Genomic DNA, 20,506 nt, shown 5'->3' with positions numbered 1-20,506 from the left:
TCAGGTTTCCGTATAGGCACTTATAACCTGGAAAGGAAGTTCGCATGTTAATTATTGGAGGCCTGATCGTCGTCGCCGTGCTGGCGGTTGTGGGAGCTTTTCTCCTGGCACGCGGCGCCGGTCAGGAGACGGGGGCAACTACACCTGTTCCCGCACCCGTCGCGGAGCAGCCTGCGACTCCAGCGCCAGCGGCAACGCCGCAGCAGCAAGAAGCTGCTTCGGTCGCAGATGCGCCTACGGTCTACCAGGACGCGCAGACAGGCGATCTGAGCGCTTCGCATCCCTATCCAACGCCCAGGGCCGCGTATACCGATCCTGCTACTGATTTCGCGGGTGCGCAGTCAGGTGAGTATCTCAATGTCTCTTTCCCGGTCTTTGCTCTGCGCCAGGAAGTCCATATGCTTCAGGCGCAGGTCTACCAGCTTTCAGAGCATCTCCAGGTACTCAATCAGCATGCTCGTGAGATTGAGCAGCGCCTGAGTCATGTGCATGAGATGCTGCCTCCAGGTGAGCAGGAAGAGACGGCCAACAGCGCATTGGATTCACGAAACTCTTTCTCTGAGGGCCATACCTACTAACCTTATAGCGCCAAAGCTCGTGCCCCTATCGAGAGATAGGGGCACACCGGAGAACTGGTTTCCCATACCTGGTGAGCCAGTTCTCCTACCCATCGCACTAGCCATCCATTTAGGGAGCTTTCTCATCTATAGCCCTTATCTTCACAACGGCGTGAAATGTAATATTGAAGTACGTCTTTGTATAGACCGCTACATTACGTACGATCAGCCCCCATGAATAATAGGGGTACTGCTTTCATGCTTCATTTTTGCTCTACACTGGAGGGAGCCACATGCATGAGCCTATACCTGCGCTCTCGCTTAAAGAACGTCAGCGTCAGCAGCGTAAAGCACTTATACTCCAAGCAACCGAAGAAGTTTTGCTGGAAAAGGATTACTATGAATTATCAATGGATGAAATCGCTGCTCGTGTAGGTATCGCTAAAGGCACGCTCTACCTCCACTTCGCTCGTAAAGAGGACCTGGTTCTGGCCATTCTGGAGGAGCAGCTCCAGGGCATCATTCAGATGTTGCAGCGTATTGTTGCTACTCCTGGTTCGGCTCAGGTGCGCCTGGAAATGATTCTCAAGTCAGTCTTTATGAGCCTGCGTGGCCAGAGGGGGCGCCTGCTCTATGCACTCTTTGGCGCCGTTGAGCTACGCTCTATTCTCAAAGAACATCATCGCTCAATGTTTGATCAGCTCGCGTCCATACTTATGGGACTTATCGAAGAGGGGAAGGCCAGTGGCGAGTTTGATCCCTCGCTTCCCAATCCCATCGTGCTCCACACCTTTACCAGTATGCTCGCCTCGTATTCTTTTAAACGTTTGCTGCTCAGCGAGGCGATAAAGCCAGAGGAGCTTGTGGAGTATGTCAGCTTGATCTACTTTCGTGGTATTGCCAATCCAGCTTCTTCCTCTCACCCCGAATGACGCTGCTAAAGCACGCGTCTACATATACAGGACTTCTCGCCACTGCGTGGCTCACTGGGTCAGGGTGTGTGATGGGAGGTGGGAGGCTGGCAAAGCCAGCCTCCCACCTCCCATCACACACCCTGATCTCCTTTTGATATTTTTTCTGGCCTCGCGTTTATCCAGGTAGGATGTGACTCTTGAGGTAATACTCTTTGTAGTCACATCTGATATTGATGTCGCTATTTTTTGCTCTTCCAAGAAGAAGAAGGTAACGCTGATTTTTAGAAGGAAATCATATGCGAACCTGCCCCAGTTGTCGGCAAACGGTGTCTATGAGCGATGATGTCTGCGAGAATTGTGGTGCGATTCTCACGCAGATTACGGTTGCGCCACGCCTGGCCACAACTTCTCAGCCCACAGCCGCGTCGGTGCATTCAGCGCCTGTGGCAACTGTAACCCCTACGATTTGTCCAAATTGTAAGTCTGCACTCCAGCCTGGTGATGATGTCTGTGAAAACTGCGGACTAGTTGTGAGTGGCGTCTTGTTAGCTAGCACCTCTCGACCTGTCTCCAGTACTACCACCCAGACGAGCAACCTGTGCCCTCGTTGCCATAAGGCGTATAAGGGCAACGCTCGTTTCTGCAATGGCTGTGGCTACCACTTTCCTGACCCAGTGTCTGCACCAGCGACCCTTGCCAGCATGGTGAGCGCTCCTCAGACCGATCCGCTCTCGCGCCTGAGTGTGGGCCAGGTCCTTAACTCAAAGTATAAAATTGTCAAAGAGATTGGCGCGGGCGGAATGGGAGCGGTCTTCCTGGCTGAGGATACTGTGCTGAAGCGCCAGGTCGTGATCAAAGCTCTGCTGAGCGAAGACGATCCGGATATGGTGGAGCAGAGCGTCAAGGAGCGCGAGTTCCTGGCCGCGATCAAGCATGCGAATATCGTGTCGATCTATGATTTCATCACGATGAATCGCAAGGGCTATATCGTCATGGAGTATGTCCATGGCCAGACGCTGGAAGACTTGTTGCTGGCGCGTGGCAAGCCTCTACCTGTGGCCGAGGCCATTGGCTATATTCTGGACATCCTCCCCGCCTTTACCTACCTGGCGAAGCTGGACCTGGTCTATTGCGATTTTAAGCCCCAGAACATGATGGTCGAGCTATTAAAAGATGGTAACCAGATCGTGAAATTGATCGATATGGGTACGGTTATTAAGTATGAGCCACGGCCGAAGGATGTGTATGGCACGCATGGCTTCTATGCCCCCGAGGCGGTCAAGCACCCTTCGTCCCAGACCGATCTCTACTCTATCTGTCGCACGCTGGCCTACCTGGTCTCCTTGATGGACCTGGCCAATCCCATGTTTGGCATGCCCATTGTTGAAAACTATCGCATCTTTCGCGACTACCCTGCGCTCTATCGCTTGCTTGTCAAGGGAACGCACAGCAAGCCAGAGCAGCGTTTCCAGAGTGCCGATGAACTGGCAGACCAGTTGCGCGGCGTCTTGCGCCAGATTGTAGGTGGCAAGGCCAGCGAGCCTATTGCCTCTAAACTCTTCGCTCCCGGCATTCTGACGACGACAGGTAAGCTCGGGTTTCGTGGCGAAGCTGCCCTCGATGAGCGTGACCCCGTGATTGATACACTGCGTTATGGTGACCAGGCGTTACGGGCTGGCAACTATATCGGCGCACGGGGTTTCTACAATCAGGCCACGCGCAACAACCAGCGCAGCCTCGATGCTCATTTACGCCTGGCCGAGGTGTATATCGACCAGGGCGAGTATAGCCTGGCACTCTCCGAAGTCACACTGGCCCAGCGCCTCTCCCCCAGTCACTGGAAGGTCTCCTGGTATACCGGGCGCCTGCTGGAGGCTCAGGAACGGTATAACGAGGCCGCTGCCCAGTATCGCGAATTGCTTGCCGAACTGCCCGGCGAGCTACCGCCTCAACTGGCCCTGGCGCGCGTAAACAATCGCTTGCAGCAGCACCAGGAGGCAGTTGATCTCTATAGTGCTGTGTTGAAGGCTGATCCTGCCAATACCGAGGCGGTCCTCGGCGCAACCGACTCACTGATGAAATTACAGCGCTGGAGTGATGCCGCGACGCTTCTGGGTGGAGTGAACGAGGCTGCGGCCCGCTATATCGAGTCCCAGCTCTTGCTTATCAACATCTACATCCAGCATATGCAGCCTGTAGATGAGAAGAATGTGCAGAAGGCCACGACCGTTGTGACTGCCCTGGAGGGGCGCACCGAGGACTCGCGCTACTTTCTGGTTCGGGGACACGTCTATCGTACGGCCTGGGAACTGGCGAAGCGTGGCGCACTCGCGAAAGGTGCCAGTCTTCCCGGCGTCAGTGATTGCTCGCCGCGCTCCCTGGGAAGTGTTGCTGAGCACAGCTATAAAGAATACCTGCGCCGCGCCTCACATCCCGCCGACCGTGAGCAGGTTGTGAAGTATCGTCTCCAGGTTGCGCCCTGGCGTTGGTGGTAAGAGACGCAACGAAAGAAGAGAAGGACATCCGCTATGTTTAGCTTACGTGCATATCAAAACCCCTACCTGCAAGTGGGCCAGAATACAATACAGGCTGTTATCTCCCTGCACGTCGACGATAATGCTCAGTTTACGCCCGCTCCCCTCTCGCTAGTCCTGGCTATCGACCAGTCAGCCTCGATGCATGGAGCGAAGATGCAGGCCGCGCGCGAAGGCGCGATCCAGGTCGTGCAGGCCCTCGACGAGACGATGCAATTTATGCTGGTCTCCTTTAATGACGTCTCGCGTCTGCTCTTTGGCCCTGCCATGGGGACGAATGCCAACAAGCGCAGCGCCATCGCCGCCATCCAGCGTATCACCGCGACGAATGGAACACGCATGAGTACCGCGCTCAATATGATTGTTGAGCATCTGGGACGCGATCAGTCGCGGGCGCGCAAGGTATTGTTCTTGACTGATGGTCGTAACGAGGGTGAGACGCGCTTCCGTCTCAATGAGGCGGTGGAGCGCTGTCGCGCGGCGAATATCAGCATCAGCGCCTGGGGCGTGGGTACGGATTGGGATGCCAACGAGTTGCGCCATATGGCCGATAGCACCCATGGTAGCGCGGACATTATCCCCCAGCCCCAGCAGATTATTCCGGCTTTTACCCTGGCCTTTAACGAGATGCGCCGGACCGCGATCACGCATGCCACGCTTGACCTGTGGTCGCCTGCTGGCGTGAAGATCACGCGTATGCAGCAGGTCTATCCTTCCCTGGCTGAATGCCAGCTTGAGGGCGATGGCACTAATCCACGCCAGGTGCATGCCTCGCTTGGCTCTCTCTCGATGGGCGAGCAGCGCGATTATCTGCTCAATCTGGAGATTCCTGTGCATGATCCCGGCCAGGCTTTCTTGATGGTGCGCCCCAGCGTTCGCTACCTGGTTGGTGGTGGGACCGAGCAGGTGCAGAAGAGTACTCAGGATGGCTGGGTCTTTGTCGAGTGGACCGAGGATCTTAATCTGGCGGCCCAGGTCGAGGAGCATATCGCCCACTATACACACGAAGAAGAGCTTTCCGATACGATCAAGCAGGGTCAGGCCGCGCTGGTCGCTGGCGATGTCGTGCGTGCGACCAAACTGCTGGGCGAGGCCTTGCTTATGAGCGAGCAGAGCGGCAACGAAAAGATCACGCATCTGCTCTCCAACCTGGTTTTGCGCGACGATAAGGGTACGATTCGCCTCAATCCTCATGTCGATGCCGTGGCGCGTAAGACGCTGGCTATCAACACTGGACGCACCTCTAAGCTCAAGTAGACTTTTGCTTTACGCAATTGGGAAATGCTCTATAGGAGAACGTGTATGGGTCGAACATGAGGCCCATACTTGAAGGAAAAATAGATCATGGCTAAGTATGTGGGGCAGACAATGGCCCCCTATTCAAAGGCGGTACCTGCGCCAGCCAGTAGCCGCTTCCTGGGCGTAGACTGGGTGCGTTTCTGGCAATGGCTGGGTGGCACATACAAAGGAAAGTTTTCGACCCTTGCCAGTTGCCTGTTATTACTGGCTGTCATCCTGGCTCTTGTTTTGGCACAGGCAATTTCACGCTCCTCCGATGATCTAATGACTATTGCCAATGGAAGCGTGCCGAGCGTAGATGCCGCACAATCCATGTCACAGTATATTGAAGATATCGATGCCAAGGCCGCCGACTACCTGGTGACCGCTGAGCTGACGCAGTATGCGAGCTGTGTCCTGCCAGAACAGCCACGTACGACCTACTCCTTGACAGTACATGACTGTGATGATCAGACCATCAGTTCCGAGACGCTGCTTTTCAACCAGCAGCTCTACCTGGCGGCGCATAATGTAACCTATCCGGGCGAGCGCACCGCGATTGAGCGGATCATGGCAGGCTCACAAGAGTATATGGCTGCCATCGAGCGCATGCGTACCGAGTACATCCAGGCGAAAGATAAAGGTAATACCAGTGATCCACACCTGCAAAATGCTTGGAAGGCGTACCTGGATGCCAGCCAGGTGCTGCATACGAAGATTGGTTGGCAGTTACCGCAAGATAGCGATGGGCATATCATCTTTCCCGAGACGAACCCACCCACCTGTATGCTGCCGAGCCAGGGTGACAGTGTTCTCGCGTCGCAGTGGGCTACGGGCAGTATCGAGGATAATATCACTTGTCTGAATAACATCAATAAGAGCCACCTGGATCAAGCCTATGCGGATACGCAGAATTTTTTGAGTGGAACCTTTGCCCTTCTGGTGCTACTGTGTGGCCTGCTCACGTTGCTCTTGCTTTGTGGTTCGATCTATATGGCCGTGACGACGCATCGTGTGTTTAATCCTGGTCTGGCACCGGCTTTCCTGGTGGGCCTGGTCTTGAGTGCGAGCCTGCTCTCGCTCTTTGGTACCATGATGGGCCAGCACGGCTCCTTTGGTCAGGCCGTGAAGGATGATTATGACAGCGTCTACTATGCCGCACAGTTGAAGCGTTACGGCACAGTGGCCAACGGCGATGAGTCGCGCTGGCTGATCTCGCTTAAATTCAACGACCAGGAGCAGGTACGGCACTGGCAGAACGATTGGGAGCTGAACATCCGCCAGGTGAATACGTTGATCAGTCACGCTCAGCAGAATCGTACCTGGCCCGAGGAGGACCAGCCTCTGGCCGATATGAGCCAATACTGGAAGAGCTACACCGATATCGATACGCGGATTCGTACTACAGCCAAAGATCAGAACGATGACCAGCGTATCGCGGACGCTGAAATGCTGAGCACTGGCCAGTCCAACGATACTTTTAACACCTTCAGTAATGCAGTTGATCGCCTGAGCCAGGCTAATCGCTCCCACTACGACGGGACCGTTGCTAGCACGCAGAGCGCGCTCTCGCTCTATGTGCTTTTATGCTCAATTCTCTTTCCGCTGGTCGGTGTTGCCTCTGTCTGGGGCATCGGTCGTCGCTTTAGAGATTTCTAGCCGGTAAGGCCGAATGGCAGTGTTTCACGTGAAACGCTGGCGTTTCACTGGAGAGGCCGATGCTACTAAAGTACGCGTCTACATATAATGGTACGAGATACTGCGCTAATATATGTAGACGCGTACTTTAGTAGTGTCGGCACATATTAGATATCACTCTCGATATATTGGTGTCGGCCTCCGTGGAAGATGTCTTCATAGTGCTCAGAGACGCGTTCTTGGGGAAAGAAGCGCAGCATATTTGTCGCGAAGAGGGCGAAGACACCCCAGTCCAGCCCGGCGTCCAGGGGAACGCCCAGGATATTGCCAATGACTGGCAGGATAGTTCCCGCCAGGATGACCTCCGCGTCGGGGATGAGGAGGAGCGCAAGCAGGAGCGCCACGGCCCCACCAAACGCGAATTTGCGGAACACTGGCACGCGCCTATCTGCCATCAGGCGCTTGATCAGCTTCCCTGTTTTTACGAAGTGGAAAAGGATCTCAAACCGTTTGGGATGGCGTAATAGGCGTACGGCGTGCTTTTTTGCCTGCTCCCGGTAACTGCCTTGTTGTTGCATCATGCCTTGCTCTCCTTCTTGGCGCACCTGCTGTTTTTCCATCTGGGCAGCTCCAGCAATTCCCTTCTATATAATACGTTCCAACTCGCCACTTCGTTTATGGAAAAGGTAAGAAGATATGAAAATTTGTGGTGTGGGCATTCGCCCGCGCCACAAATTTTCATATCTTCTTATTAATGTCCCATCCAGGTTGGAATGAGGAGCTGCAAGGCGTAGACGATGTGCCAGGTCGTCAGACCTAGCGTGACCAGGGCCAGGAAGATATGGAACGCCCGCCAGTAGCGCAACACATAGCGGTAGAACTGCTCTTTTTGTAGTGCCAGTTGCACAACTTGTAACTCGCGCATCTGTCTCTTAAGGTTGGGTGCGTGTTGTTCTGTTGCGCCTGAGCGTGGTTGTAACTCGTGTGGCGTCTCTTCGAGGGTGATATATGCCAGGTCCCACGAGGGAGGAAGCGATACTCCTGCAAGCGAGCGCTCGCGAATAGCCCCTACAGGCGCGCCATGCATGCTTTCTCCTGGACGGCCCTCGCCAAAGAGCAGCCCGGACAGGCTGAGGTTGTCCGGACTCTTGCGAGCCTGCTGCCTGGGATCGCGCTCTTTCGTCAGGGCTTGTAGTTTCTGTGAGATTCTCTCGATTCTATCCTCGCCTGAATCTGTTAGGGCATTGCGTACCTCGCGCGCAATGAGCCGGGGAATGATGCGATCCAGGACTTTGCCGACTATGCCACACATGACCAGGGCGAGCATGCCGTATAAGGCATATGTACCCGAGCGAGGATTAAAATTGCCGAAGCTATGCAGGATAAGGAGCCCCAACCCCATCAGGCCAAAGCCGATATGCCAGTTGAGGGCCGCGTTAAGCTTTCCTATAGCTTTGCGGCGTGTCCGGCGCGTCAGGCTATAGCTAATGGCAGCAAGCAGAAAACAGGCGATGCCACCGAAGGCAAAGGCATAGCCCAGAAGGCTGTCAGGAGAGCTATCTGTGCTGTAGCGCTCCCACCAGAGGTAAAGTCCGAGGCCACCACCCAGCACAAAAAGCGCGAAAAAGAAACTGCCCACCCATGAACTGTTCATATAGAAGAAAAGCAAGGGATAGCCATGTGCCCCTGGCTTGTTTGATTGCATCGGCATACGCATAGGTTCTAACCTCTCCAATCGTCGCGTATTAGCCGCACTTTGAGCCACATCATCATTGCGTCACGATGCAATCCCACCGGACAGGGTGAGACGCAGGCTCCACACTGGTAGCATGTCCTGGCAAAGCGGGCGACGGCAGGCGAGATGGCTCCCGCTACGGTCTCGTGGTTTAAGCGATCTATGGTGATGGGCTCAGCCAGCGCGGGGCAGGCGAGGAGACACTCATTGCAGCCGATGCAGGCATTAATCTCTTGCATGACTTGTGGCCCTGTCTTATGGAGTAGGACTGGCTCTTGCTTAAAGATCTTACTCAACCGTTACCGTCCCTTCTTGTGGTTATCTGATTTCGCATATGACCAGAGTGTACGTGTAGCGCCTGTTTGTCCACTTGAATGCTTCGTCTCCGGCGTTTTTGGCTGTTTATTTCCCTCTACATGGGAACGAAGACTGGGTAATCTACTCTGCGTAATTCCTAACAGGGGGGCTGGATTCCGGGGGGCTCCCCCTGCTGAAGGTTTTCTTCTTTGGCCTTTCTGCTATCCTTCTGTGCAGACGACGAAGTTTCCAGGCTGGGAAGTTTGCCACTGAAGGCATCTAGCTCTTCTTCCCAGACTATAGATGGGCGTGATTGAGGCAGGTTGCCACTGAAGGCATTGATCTCCTCAGGCAGGCCAACCAATGAGGGAGGCAGGGCTGGCAGATTGCCGCGGAAGGGATCAATCTCGCTCTGACCATGACCTACCAGCCATGATGAGGGATCGGGGGTCTGGGTATACTTGTGAGCACCTGGCGTTTGCCCGGGGCGTGTTGACCGCGTTCCATGCTGGGAGATCACTACGGGCGCTACCTCGCCCGTATTTTTTTGCATCGCCTGGCCAGATATGCGTGGGTTCTGCTCTCCTCTTGCTAGTGGCGCGAGAGGACTGGTTTCTCGCGCTTTATCTCTGGCGACGGGCTGGATCCGTTGTAAGGGACCCGTTGTGCGCGCTGGCGGAATCAGTGGACCACTCTGCCCCGGTTGCGGCATGCTGATGGCTTCTTGTTTTCTCGCCTTGACGAGCGGCTGTTTGCTGGTAAGCATACTGCGGGCTGTCTTGGTTTCTACCTGTGAGAGGTAGCGTCTGGCGTCAAAGTTGCCCTTCAAAAGCGTGCGTGTGATGTCTTGAACGGGATGGCCCTCCTCAATGATGCGTTTGACGGCCAGGCTATCTGGCTGACTCTGACCCAGCGAGAGGTAGCCAACGAGCCTTTCGCCTGCGATGGCAAGCCTGCGATAGCCGCCCTGACTCTTATCTTTGAGGATCTCTATGCCGCTGCCTTTGGCCAATGGGTCACCAACAGTTAGCATGGAGAGATCGCCGACATGCGTGGCATGCCAGGCGATGCCGAGCGGCTGTTTTGCCAGGTCTTCGTGTCCCGCTAACATCGCCCCTGCCAGGCGACCCTGGAGCACTGCCGCGTACCATTGCGCCCGGGGAGCATGCTGGCCCGTTTGAGGATTGGGGAGTGCGGCGACATCGCCTGCCGCGAAGATATTTGCCACATTGGTTTGCATAATATCGTCTACAACAATCCCATTCTGAAATTCAATCGGGATGGTGCTGCGCCTGGCCAGTGTCTCCGCAGGCTTTGTGCCCGTACAGATAAGGACCATCTGGCAGGAGAGCATCTGCTGCTGATTGGTAATCACTCCTACAACTGCTCCCACACGACCCACAACACCAATGACCTCGGTCTCGGTATGCACCGAGGCACCAGAGCGCCGCATGCCTTCCAAAATAAGGTCCGAGGCCTCCTGGTCCAGGGTGCGCCCCATAAACGTGGAGCCGCGAATGAGCCAGTGGACACGAATCCCCCAGTAGAGAAGCCCCATAACGGTTTCTATGGCGTGCACTCCTCCCCCAACAACGACCGCCTCGCGCACCTCTGGCAAGCGTCTGCGCAGATCGAGATAATCCTGTAAGCGGTGGAGCGTCAGAACGCCATCGAAGTGGCGCCCGGGCATGTTCTCAGGCAGACCGAGGGGGGAGCTACCAGTTGCAATCAAGAGCTTGTCGTAGCCAAAGGCACGTTTATCCGCCAGGGCAAGGTACTTGCTATTGGCATGGATCTCCTCTACCCGCGTGGTAACGATGCGGATATGCTCCTGCCGCTCGGTCCCCACGGGATAAGCCAGCAATTGCTCGCGCGTCAGGCGCCCGGTCGCGTATTGCTTAAGCGCGGGCGTGTTGATCGTCGGATGGACTTGCTCGGTGATCATTACAATCTGCTTCTCTGGCGCGTGCTTTCGCGCCTCTACGGCGGCGGTCAGGCCAGCAATGCCATTGCCGACAATCACGATATCTGCTCGATCCATCTCTGGCTACCCTCTTCCTACCTCTGTCCTTGCGCTGTGGCTCAAATTAGTGTGCTGTCCTTCCATCTGCATGGTGGTAGCTTCAATCTACATAAAGCGCCAGGAGCTGCTGCGTTCCTCCCTGGTGCCCTGGCAGAGCCTGATAGTAGACGTCGGTTGTGGCTTTCTCGGTAATATGCCTGCGTATATGAGCCAGTGAAGCCTTACACTTGGTGCCACAGCGAAAATGAAGCACATGGCCATCACTTACACGCAGGAGGAAATCTTTCTCGGATCCGGTCAGACTAACAATTTTTCCCTGCGCATGTTGCGTCGCCCCAGCCGTCATCTGTGCGCTTGCGACCTGTGTTATCCCTAGTACCAGCACAGCAGCTATTCCCACGAGCAATAAGACGCATAGTGCCGCCTTCCCGCGATTTAACCAATTCATGCCAGCTGGCTCCTTCCCCCATAAAGTGGTAGCACTATATTTCCCAGGTGGCTTTATACATACCTCAAGGCGTTTCTTTAAAATGTGTAATGCACCAGGAAGTAAATCTTTACTTTAAAATATATCTATGCACGCCCTGGTTGTATTGTACCCCAAAGAAGAGATGCAATTCAGTAGACATGCCCTAAATTGGGCTAAATGTCTTATCCTGTAAAACACATCTTAACCATGTTTGACGCTTTTAGAGAATTTGATGTGAGCAATGAGGAGGAGGTAAGTGATTAAATTTATTTATTAGCCTGTACTAGGATGGCCTGGACGAGGGCCTGATCCTGTTCTTCGAGGACGGTACGCGGGTCAAAGAGCAGGGTATCGCGCGAGATGCGGGCGATGACAGGCAGGCGCTGGGCGCGCAGGTCGCTGGCTATCTCTTCCAGGGGCCTGGCGCAGTGGCGCTGTTCCAGGGTCAGGAGGACGGTTGGTAGGGTCTCGGTGGGGAGCGAGCCGCCACCGACCGTTGACTGCCCAGCCTGGCGCCGGGCGTTGATGCCCTGGGCCTTGAGCTGCTTGATCCAGTGATCGACGCGAACTCCTAACTGCTCCGGGCGAGCCGCGATCATGCGCCAGATGGGGATGTGGCGCTCAGCCTCGCCGCGCTGGTAGTGCTGGAGCGTGGCCTCCAGTGCGGCGAGGGTCATCTTGTCAATACGTACGGCGCGCATCAGGGGGTGCTTCGCCAGGCGTTGTATAACGCTCGCCTTCCCCACCAGGATGCCTGCCTGCGGTCCACCCAGCAGCTTATCGCCCGAGAAACAGACCAGGTCGACGCCCGCTTTGATGCTCTCCTGGGGAGTTGGCTCGTGCGCCAGGCCATAGCGCTCGCTCGGCAAGAGGCAGCCGCTTCCCAGGTCGTGCATGACCAGGAGTTTATGCTCATGGGCGAGGGAGACCAGCTCATGCTCGGGAGTCGCTTCGGTAAAGCCGCTGATCAAGAAATTACTTGGATGTACTGAGAGAAGCAAGGCTGTCTCGCCGCTGATGGCGTGCTTATAGTCGGTGATACGTGTACGATTAGTCGTGCCGACCTCAACCAGTTGGCAGCCACTCTGGCGCATTACATCTGGTACGCGGAAGCCGCCACCGATCTCCACTAATTGCCCACGAGAAATAATAACCTCGCGCCCCTGGGCAAGGGCGCTCAGCCCCAGCAGGACAGCCGCGGCATTGTTATTGGTGACCAGCGCCGCCTCGGCCCCTGTAATCTCTCTCAAGAGCTGGCTGACGTGGCTATGCCGCGAGCCACGCTCTCCCGCAGAGAGATCGTATTCTAAATTGGAGTAGCCACTTGCGATCTGGCGTACCGCCTCCAGAGAGGCGGCACTCATTGGCGCGCGCCCAAGGTTGGTATTGATAATCACGCCAGTCGCATTGATCAGGGGACGCAGGTGCGGTAGCTCTCGCTCCTGGAGGTAGTGCGTGGCCTGCGCAAGCAAAGTTGTGTGTGTGGGACAGTCCTCCCCACGTAGAATCGACTGGCGTGCCAGGGTGATACTCTCACGAATAGCCTGGACGGCCAGGGGATGTGAATAGCGTGCGACCAGGTCCTGCCCACTCTGCGTGTGCAACAATTCATCCACAGAGGGCAAGAGACGCAGCTGGCTCTGATATAGTGACATGATCGGCTCTGCTCCCATACAGTTCAAGCTTTAGAGCGTTCATATGGCTCGGCTTGGCGCTTTGTTCTATGCTCTATATAAGGTATACGTCAGCAAGAGAAGGTCTGTAAAGAGGTCTGGTAGGTGGTGTGGTGCCCCTGGGCAACCGCAGGCTGCCCAGGGGCACCACACCACCTACCAGACGAGCGCCGCAGGCGCGAGGTGTCACGCTATAAAACATACTTAGGAGTAATGAGTAAACGAAGAGGAGGCACGAGTTAATGGAGCGAATAGTAGTAGGTAATTGCCAGGCTATTGGCGACCTTGGCCATAATGGCACGCATATCGGCGTCATGCAGACGGCAGATGGCATACTGGTCCGCCATGAGACTGCGCAAGACAGGATACATCAGCTCAGTCTTCACCAGGCTATCGGTATCAAGGAGGGGATAGTCACGCTTGAGAAGAAGATGGTGGTAGGGGCGCAACTTGCCACGATATGAAGTCAAGGCAACAACGTTGATCGCCCCGGCGTGACGACAAAAAGGTTCAGCGGATACCACAAGTGCGGGATGCCAATCGAGAATACGCTTCTCCTCAATGCCGGGAGGCAGCGAGGGATAACCAAAGTTCACCCAATAGACCATGCCAAACTGCACAGGCGTTTGATAGGTCAACTCTTCCGGTGCAAGGTCAGGTGGATGGGGCATAGCTTATTCTACTTGTACTTTTTCTAGCTAAACGAACATTCTCGACAAACAATGATAAAATCTTATTCCGAAACCCATCCCCATTCGGGGACAAGCCTTCACTGGCGTGTCTAGCGCCTCGCGCTCAGGGTTTTCGGATCAGAAGTACTATGGGCGGGCTAAAGCGACGGGTGCAAACGTTACTGCTTCATTGGGCTCCAGCTGGCTCTGAAAGCAGGCAGCGGTGAGGGACCAGGAACGTGCTACAAGACCTAAGCGCTCCTCGCGTTCGTCCTGACTCTCTTCTTGCAGGGCAAGAGCTATGAGTTCCATTTCCTTTTGATACTGTTCCATGAGAAAGGAAGAACGACTGAAGTCACAATTCGTTGCCATAGCACTTTACCTCATAATTCCAAGTCATAATGCCAGTCGAAACCAGCCAACGACGAACTAACCGGCTGTGTTACTACTGGTTAGTGGATGACTAAGGATAACTGCGGAAGGAATAAAAGAATTTTCTCCAACGTTGGGAATTATACCAGCAAATTGAGCAAGAAGCAATGCTTTTGCCTCTTATTTTTTAAAATTTGCTTAGAAATACTTTACAAATTCCTTACGTTTTTGTGCTCATTCTCTCCCTTTCCTGACACACATTGGCTCCAAAAGGAGCCAGAGATAGGCCGGGTCGTGTATGTCCCTCCTCTCACCCGTTCTTCCTACATAGATCGAAGAACGTTCGCTATAAGAGGAAGAGGTGACCTTATTGCAAGTAGCGCTGAGCGTGCTTTCACACCCACTCTTCTCTTTTTTCGTGGCGGTATTCTCCCCTACTTTGTTTATAACTCCGGCCTCATAACGAATTTTTTAAATCTTGGTAGAACTGATAAAAAAGTGCTTGACATCGCTATGAGGGTCGGCTATAATACGTCACGTCGACCGGTTCAGAATGACGGCGACAAAACGGTGTGATTTCTAGGGATAATTCCTAATAGAGAGCGACACCACCTGGGCAGTTACCAAAGTGGCCAACTGGGACTGACTGTAAATCAGTTGCGAAAGCTTCGGAGGTTCGAATCCTCCACTGCCCACCAAGTCAGACCTCTCCTGGTCTGTCTAGCCCGTGTGGCGCAGGGGTAGCGCACATTCTTGGTAAGAATGAGGCCATGGGTTCAAATCCCATCACGGGCTCCGTGGTTTCTAGATGAAACCGCCGGGCACTTCCGCAGCGCTTTCATCTTTATAAGATTCCGCGTGACGTACTAAAAGCTTTTGCTGCCGTCTTCTGAATTGATCAACCATTCCCTTCCCGTTGGTAGAATAAATAGGAAGATATTTTCCAAGGAATGCGATCAAATATCAGGGGGCGGCTGCTGCATGTTTACACCCATTGCTATCTGATCGCAAGAGGATTGCAAAGGAGCCTCATTTAGGAAATGGCAAAGCAGAAGTTCGAGCGTACAAAACCTCACGTTAACGTGGGTACAATTGGTCACATCGACCACGGCAAGACGACCCTGACCGCGGCCATCACCCATACCCTGGCCTCCGCTCAGCTTGCTAAGTACACGGCCTTCGACCAGATCGACAAGGCCCCCGAGGAGCGCGAGCGTGGTATTACCATCTCAATCGCGCACCTGGAGTACCAGACCGAGAAGCGCCACTACGCTCACGTGGACTGCCCCGGTCACGCTGACTACATCAAGAACATGATCACCGGTGCCGCGCAGATGGACGGCGCGATCCTGGTCGTGAGTGCTCCTGATGGTCCTATGCCTCAGACGCGCGAGCACGTCCTGCTGGCGCAGCAGGTTGAGGTTCCCGCGATGGTGGTCTTCCTCAACAAAGTCGACATGATGGAAGACGAGGAGCTGCTCGAGCTGGTCGAGCTGGAAGTTCGGGAGTTGCTCTCGAAGTACCAGTTCCCTGGCGACGATGTTCCTATCATCCGCGGTTCAGCGCTCAAAGCCCTGGAGAGCAAAGGCGACCTCTCGCGCAACGACGAGGCAGCCAAGTGCATCTGGGAGCTGATGGATGCGGTGGACTCCTACATCCCCACGCCTCCTCGCGCGACCGACAAGCCGTTCCTGATGCCAGTGGAAGACGTCTTCGGCATTAAGGGTCGCGGTACCGTGGCCACGGGTCGTATCGAGCGTGGTATCGTCAAAGTTGGCGAGAACATCGAGATCATTGGTATGAAGGAAGAGACCCGCACCGTGGTTGTCACGGGTGTGGAGATGTTCCAGAAGACGCTGGATGAGGGCCAGGCGGGCGACAACGTTGGTTGTCTGCTGCGTGGTATTGAGCGTGCGGACATCGAGCGCGGCCAGGTGCTGGCCAAGCCGGGTTCGATCAAGCCCCATAAGAACTTCCTGGCGCAGGTCTACGTCCTCTCGAAAGAAGAGGGTGGCCGCCATACGCCATTCTTCAACGGCTATCGCCCTCAGTTCTACGTCCGTACCACGGACGTGACGGGATCGATCAAGCTGCCTGAAGGCGTGGAGATGGTTATGCCTGGCGACAACATTGAGATGACGGTCGAGTTGATCCAGCCGGTCGCGATGGAAGAGGGCGTGAAGTTCGCCATCCGCGAAGGCGGTCGTACCGTCGGTGCTGGCATCTGCACGAAGGTTCTTGCATAAGATCAATTGGTTGTAAACGCATGGGCGCTCCAGCAGCAATGCATGTTGCGCCCATGTTCTTTCGCAAACAAAGCAGATTTAATGCATCCTCTGCAAGCCAGGCAACAAAACGGAGAAAATCATGGCTAAAGGCAAAGAAAATCGCATTGTGGTCACGTTGGCTTGCACGACCTGCAAGAGCCGCAACTATACCACCGAGAAAAACAAGAAAAACAATCCCGACCGTATGGAACTGCGCAAGTTCTGCACGACTTGCCGGGAACATGTGCCCCACCGTGAGACCAAGTAAGATAGTAGAGTATGTGTAGGTTAGCACCTGTGCTAGCACGCATGTACAGTCGCTACTGATCGAGAAAGGCTGAACGTGGCAAACAATATGGCCGAGAAAAAGAGAAATACTAGCCGGAGTCAGATGGCTGAGGCGAAGGTGAGCGGTAGGGAGAAAGAACAGCCAGTTAAGAGCAACAAAACACCCGTGACAACAAAGGTAGCTACTCGTGATCGTGGCAAAACCACGCGTCGCGAGCAGAGAGGCAATTCTACGTGGGCCCGCTTCCGTAATACTGCCTTTGGTGGTTTTGTTGTTGACTCTTATTACGAACTCCGCCACAAGGTGACATGGCCCACCTTTGAGCAAGCTCGCAACATGACTATCGCTGTTATCGTCATTTCTTTAGCGGTTGGGTTGTTTCTGGGGTTGGTTGACCTGGGTTTGAATCAAATTTTTGTGCTTATTAACGGTAAATAGCTTCGTCACCTGGCGACCAGAAGGGGAGAGCCGTGTTTACTGAACATACCAGCGAGAATGACCAGCCAGATACTAATGCCGGTGCTACTACCGAAGAGCGTGCCTGGTTTGCGATTCATACTTATTCCGGCTACGAAAACAAGGTGCGTAGCCACCTTGAAGCTCGTATTGCTTCCATGGATATGCGTGGAAAGATTTTCCGCGTCATTGTGCCCATGGAGGAAGAAGTTGAAATCAAGCAGGGCCAGCGCCGTACGGTGCAGCGCAAGGTCTTCCCTGGCTATGTGCTCGTGGAAATGATCATGAGCGACGAGGCCTGGTATGTGGTGAGAAATACACCCGGCGTCACGAGCTTTGTCGGTTCTGGTAATAAGCCTGTGCCCCTGCAAGAGCATGAGGTCAAAACGATCTTGAAGCAGGTCACAAAAGAGACTGAGAAGCCCAAGGCCAAAATCAGTTTTTCCAAAGGTCAGAGTGTTCGCGTTGTCGATGGACCCTTTGCGGATTTCATCGGTACGGTCAGTGATCTCAATATGGATCGTAATAAGGTCACTGTACTGGTCTCTTTCTTCGGTCGCGAAACGCCTGTAATTTTGGACTTTTTACAGGTCGAGAAGATTTAGGTGCCTCTCGAAAACCTGAGCGCGCTAGCGCTAGCCGCGAGAGCGGCGTTGGTTTTCGTATAAGGAGGTAGCCCCTTGTGGGCAGCTAAATCCAGCAGGCCGTTCATTCATAGGTAATTCTTGAGGAGTTGACATAGGTTATGGCAAAGCGTATTAAAGCTGTCGTTCGCCTACAGATTCCGGCGGGCAAGGCAAACCCGGCGCCCCCAATTGGTACAGCGCTCGGTCCTCACGGCGTCAATATTATGATGTTCTGTAAGGAGTACAACGCGCGTACCCAGGATAAGGCTGGCATGATTATCCCAGCTGAAATCACCATTTACGAGGACCGCTCGTTTACATTTGTAATCAAGACTCCGCCTGTCTCCTATCTGCTGAAGAGTGCAGCAGGCGTCGAGAAAGGTTCCGCGGTTCCCAATAAGACCAAAAACGGCTCGATTACGCGTGAGAAGCTCCGCGAGATCGCCGAGTTGAAGATGGTAGACCTTAACGTAAACAGTGTCGAGGCGGCCGAGCGCACCATTGAAGGTACCGCCCGCAGCATGGGTATCACCATCGGTTAGTTCACGATTCACTACCCATCGTAGACTAAGCATTGGCCCGAAAGTCACTGCGGTTGTAGCCTCAAGGAGGGCTTAAAAGAATATGGCAATCAAAAAGCATGGCAAGAAGTACTTGGAGGTCAGCAAGCTCCTGGAAGCGGAGAAGCTGTACGAGCCCAAGGAAGCTGTCGAACTCCTCAAGAAACTAAATTACGTTAAATTCGATCCAACCGTCGAGGTCCATATGAAGCTTGGCGTCGATCCCCGCCACGCTGATCAGATGGTTCGCGGCGTCGCGATGCTTCCCGCTGGCACCGGTAAAGAAGTCAAGGTGCTGGTTTTCGCCCAGGGCGAAAAAGTCAGTGAGGCCGAGACCGCTGGCGCGGATTTTGTTGGCCTCGATGACCTGATCAAGCAGATCGAGGGCGATTGGCTCGGCTTTGACGTCGCTATCGCTACCCCCGATGTCATGGGTAAAGTTGGCCGTCTCGGTAAGAAACTTGGTCCCCGTGGCTTGATGCCTAGCCCAAAAGCTGGTACAATCACTTTTGACCTCGCTAAGACGATCCGCGAAGTCAAAGCTGGCCGCGTAGAGTTCAAAGTCGACAAGACCGCGCTCCTGCACATCCCTGCTGGTAAGCTGTCGTTCAGCGAAGATGCGCTGATGTCGAACATTACATCGGTGATTGACGCGGTCGTACGTGCCCGCCCATCTGGCGCGAAAGGCACCTATGTGAAGAGCGTAGTGCTTACGTCGACGATGTCGCCCAGCATTCGCCTGGACATCCCGACCGCCCTGGCGCTCAAACCTTAACAGACAAAAAAGACACTTCGCAACCGAAGACCGCAAGCACACATGCTGTGTTGAAATGATGCTCCTGGCATCGGCTTGCCGAGGATTGCGCGTCTCCATGAAGATTCTCCATGCGTACTCGCTACGTGTGCGCCTGAATCTCATGCCGAGAAATACGCGGCTCTCCTCAAGCCTTCGGTTGCATCCCGAAGGCTTTTTTCATGCCTCGCGCGAATATCTCGCAAGGCGTTTAAAAGATAAACTACCTATCGAAAACCTGAGCGCGTCAGCGCTAGCCGCGACAGTGGCGTTGGTTTTCGCATAAGAAGTAAACATTTTTTAGGAAAGGAGGGAGAGCAACATGCCAACGCAAGCAAAGGCTCAGATGATCGAGGATTTAACCGATAAGCTGGGTCGGGCGACGATTGCTATCCTGGTTCAAACTCAGGGTCTCTCGGTCAAAGACATGAACGACCTGCGCAAAAAGATGCGCGCCGCCAATGTCGAGTTCCAGATCGCGAAGAATACCCTGCTGCGTATCGCGAGCGAGCGCAACAACATGAATGAGCTCGACACGAGCATCTTCAATGGTCAGACCGCCGTCGCTTTCGGTTTCGACGACGAGGTAGCAGCCGCTAAGGCCGTCGTTGATTATACCGGCAACTCCAAGGTTGTCGTCCTTAAGTCTGGCATCCTGGGTGGCCGCACGCTGTCTTCCGAGCAAGTTGAAGGCATCGGCAAGATCAGGGGTGGCAAAAACCAGACCAAGGCTGAGGTAGTGGGCACTATTCAGGGTCCGCTGTCCAATGTGTATGGCTTAATTAGCGCTCCCATGCGCGAACTGTGCTATGTCCTACAGGGTCGTGCTGATCAACTCGGTGGAGCTTCCGCCGAATAAAACTGTGTATTCAATGCATATCTATGTGCATATCTAGGAGGAACGATCATGTCCGTTGAGACAATCATTGCTGATATCGAAAAGTTGAATGTCCTTGAGCTCGTCGAGCTGAGCAAGACCCTTCAGGATAAGTGGGGCGTCAGCGCTGCTCCCGCCGCCGTGGCTGTTGCCGCTGCTCCTACCGAGGCCACCGCTGCTCCTGTTATTGAAGAGAAGACCGAGTTCGACGCCGTCCTGACCGAGGTTGGCGCCAACAAGATCAACGTCATTAAGGTTGTTCGCGAACTGACAGGCCTGGGTCTCAAAGAGGCGAAGGCTGTCGTCGACGAGGCTCCTAAGCCCGTTAAAGAGGCTGTCTCCAAGGAAGAGGCCGAGCGCATCGCCGCGAAGCTTGCCGAGGTTGGCGCGAAAGTCACCATTAAGTAGCTTTTAAGTAAGTAACTTAAGTGACTGTCCCCTTCGATACCGAAGCGAGACAGGGAAGCTTCTACGTTT

At 54.4% G+C, this 20,506-nt stretch carries 21 protein-coding genes and 2 tRNA genes; 15 read left to right on the top strand and 8 right to left on the bottom strand.

Features of this window, described 5'->3' with window-relative positions:
- Positions 1–44: 44 nt before the first annotated feature.
- The 5 genes from KTE_RS12945 (at position 45) to KTE_RS12925 (ending at position 6,942) form a co-directional block, all read left to right on the top strand.
- Positions 45–578: a hypothetical protein gene (locus tag KTE_RS12945; protein WP_201381512.1), complete on the top strand. Its 534-nt coding sequence runs from the start codon at positions 45–47 to the stop codon at positions 576–578.
- A 272-nt stretch (positions 579–850) separates the two neighbouring features.
- Positions 851–1,489 (top strand): TetR/AcrR family transcriptional regulator, encoded by a 639-nt coding sequence (locus KTE_RS12940; RefSeq protein ID WP_201381510.1) that lies wholly within the window; start codon positions 851–853, stop codon positions 1,487–1,489.
- 278 nt (positions 1,490–1,767) lie between these two features.
- Complete coding sequence (locus KTE_RS12935) at positions 1,768–3,966, top strand: tetratricopeptide repeat protein (RefSeq protein WP_201381508.1); 2,199 nt, start codon at positions 1,768–1,770, stop codon at positions 3,964–3,966.
- 33 nt (positions 3,967–3,999) lie between these two features.
- On the top strand, positions 4,000–5,262 hold the full coding sequence (locus KTE_RS12930; protein ID WP_201381506.1) for a VWA domain-containing protein: 1,263 nt from the start codon (positions 4,000–4,002) through the stop codon (positions 5,260–5,262).
- A gap of 87 nt (positions 5,263–5,349) precedes the next feature.
- Positions 5,350–6,942, top strand: coding sequence for a tetratricopeptide repeat protein (locus tag KTE_RS12925; protein ID WP_201381504.1), 1,593 nt, complete (start codon positions 5,350–5,352; stop codon positions 6,940–6,942).
- A gap of 146 nt (positions 6,943–7,088) precedes the next feature.
- Here KTE_RS12925 and KTE_RS12920 read toward each other — a convergent pair whose 3' ends face one another.
- The 8 genes from KTE_RS12920 to KTE_RS12885 form a co-directional block, all read right to left on the bottom strand.
- Positions 7,089–7,502, bottom strand: a complete 414-nt coding sequence (locus tag KTE_RS12920) for a hypothetical protein (protein WP_201381502.1) — start codon at positions 7,500–7,502, stop codon at positions 7,089–7,091.
- Positions 7,503–7,672: 170 nt separating this feature from the next.
- Positions 7,673–8,638, bottom strand: coding sequence for a hypothetical protein (locus tag KTE_RS12915; protein ID WP_201381499.1), 966 nt, complete (start codon positions 8,636–8,638; stop codon positions 7,673–7,675).
- 5 nt (positions 8,639–8,643) lie between these two features.
- Positions 8,644–8,952 (bottom strand): 4Fe-4S dicluster domain-containing protein, encoded by a 309-nt coding sequence (locus KTE_RS12910; RefSeq protein WP_201381497.1) that lies wholly within the window; start codon positions 8,950–8,952, stop codon positions 8,644–8,646.
- Between the two features lie 158 nt (positions 8,953–9,110).
- On the bottom strand, positions 9,111–10,994 hold the full coding sequence (locus KTE_RS12905; RefSeq protein ID WP_201381495.1) for an NAD(P)/FAD-dependent oxidoreductase: 1,884 nt from the start codon (positions 10,992–10,994) through the stop codon (positions 9,111–9,113).
- An 82-nt stretch (positions 10,995–11,076) separates the two neighbouring features.
- Positions 11,077–11,424 carry a hypothetical protein gene (locus KTE_RS12900; RefSeq protein WP_201381493.1) on the bottom strand — a complete coding sequence of 116 codons (348 nt, stop codon included), beginning with the start codon at positions 11,422–11,424 and terminating at the stop codon, positions 11,077–11,079.
- Positions 11,425–11,711: 287 nt separating this feature from the next.
- Entirely contained in the window at positions 11,712–13,100 is a 1,389-nt protein-coding gene (gene selA / locus KTE_RS12895) for an L-seryl-tRNA(Sec) selenium transferase (protein WP_201381492.1), read from the bottom strand.
- Between the two features lie 257 nt (positions 13,101–13,357).
- On the bottom strand, positions 13,358–13,789 hold the full coding sequence (locus KTE_RS12890) for a type II toxin-antitoxin system PemK/MazF family toxin (protein ID WP_007913369.1): 432 nt from the start codon (positions 13,787–13,789) through the stop codon (positions 13,358–13,360).
- A gap of 147 nt (positions 13,790–13,936) precedes the next feature.
- The gene (locus KTE_RS12885; protein WP_201370324.1) at positions 13,937–14,161 is read right to left on the bottom strand and encodes a hypothetical protein; all 225 of its coding nucleotides are present in this window, start codon (positions 14,159–14,161) and stop codon (positions 13,937–13,939) included.
- Between the two features lie 614 nt (positions 14,162–14,775).
- Here KTE_RS12885 and KTE_RS12880 point away from each other — a divergent pair.
- The 10 genes from KTE_RS12880 (at position 14,776) to rplL (ending at position 20,437) form a co-directional block, all read left to right on the top strand.
- Positions 14,776–14,859 (top strand) — tRNA-Tyr (locus KTE_RS12880).
- 25 nt (positions 14,860–14,884) lie between these two features.
- Positions 14,885–14,956 (top strand) — tRNA-Thr (locus KTE_RS12875).
- Positions 14,957–15,201: 245 nt separating this feature from the next.
- Positions 15,202–16,407 carry an elongation factor Tu gene (tuf, locus tag KTE_RS12870; RefSeq protein WP_201381297.1) on the top strand — a complete coding sequence of 402 codons (1,206 nt, stop codon included), beginning with the start codon at positions 15,202–15,204 and terminating at the stop codon, positions 16,405–16,407.
- Between the two features lie 118 nt (positions 16,408–16,525).
- Complete coding sequence (rpmG, locus tag KTE_RS12865; protein WP_085954412.1) at positions 16,526–16,696, top strand: 50S ribosomal protein L33; 171 nt, start codon at positions 16,526–16,528, stop codon at positions 16,694–16,696.
- Positions 16,697–16,771: 75 nt separating this feature from the next.
- Positions 16,772–17,155: a preprotein translocase subunit SecE gene (gene secE, locus KTE_RS12860; RefSeq protein WP_201381491.1), complete on the top strand. Its 384-nt coding sequence runs from the start codon at positions 16,772–16,774 to the stop codon at positions 17,153–17,155.
- 32 nt (positions 17,156–17,187) lie between these two features.
- Positions 17,188–17,778, top strand: a complete 591-nt coding sequence (nusG, locus tag KTE_RS12855; RefSeq protein ID WP_201370326.1) for a transcription termination/antitermination protein NusG — start codon at positions 17,188–17,190, stop codon at positions 17,776–17,778.
- Between the two features lie 140 nt (positions 17,779–17,918).
- Positions 17,919–18,341 carry a 50S ribosomal protein L11 gene (rplK, locus tag KTE_RS12850; RefSeq protein WP_201370327.1) on the top strand — a complete coding sequence of 141 codons (423 nt, stop codon included), beginning with the start codon at positions 17,919–17,921 and terminating at the stop codon, positions 18,339–18,341.
- A gap of 82 nt (positions 18,342–18,423) precedes the next feature.
- On the top strand, positions 18,424–19,134 hold the full coding sequence (rplA, locus tag KTE_RS12845) for a 50S ribosomal protein L1 (protein WP_201381490.1): 711 nt from the start codon (positions 18,424–18,426) through the stop codon (positions 19,132–19,134).
- Positions 19,135–19,474: 340 nt separating this feature from the next.
- Positions 19,475–20,011, top strand: coding sequence for a 50S ribosomal protein L10 (gene rplJ, locus KTE_RS12840; protein WP_201381489.1), 537 nt, complete (start codon positions 19,475–19,477; stop codon positions 20,009–20,011).
- Positions 20,012–20,059: 48 nt separating this feature from the next.
- Positions 20,060–20,437 carry a 50S ribosomal protein L7/L12 gene (rplL, locus tag KTE_RS12835; RefSeq protein ID WP_201370330.1) on the top strand — a complete coding sequence of 126 codons (378 nt, stop codon included), beginning with the start codon at positions 20,060–20,062 and terminating at the stop codon, positions 20,435–20,437.
- The last annotated feature ends 69 nt before the right edge of the window (positions 20,438–20,506 follow it).

It is taken from the genome of Ktedonobacter sp. SOSP1-85, from assembly GCF_016587415.1.
Classification (GTDB): domain Bacteria; phylum Chloroflexota; class Ktedonobacteria; order Ktedonobacterales; family Ktedonobacteraceae; genus Ktedonobacter.
The sequence above is the reverse complement of the archived record's forward strand: the minus strand, read 5'-3'. Positions and strand labels throughout refer to the sequence as shown.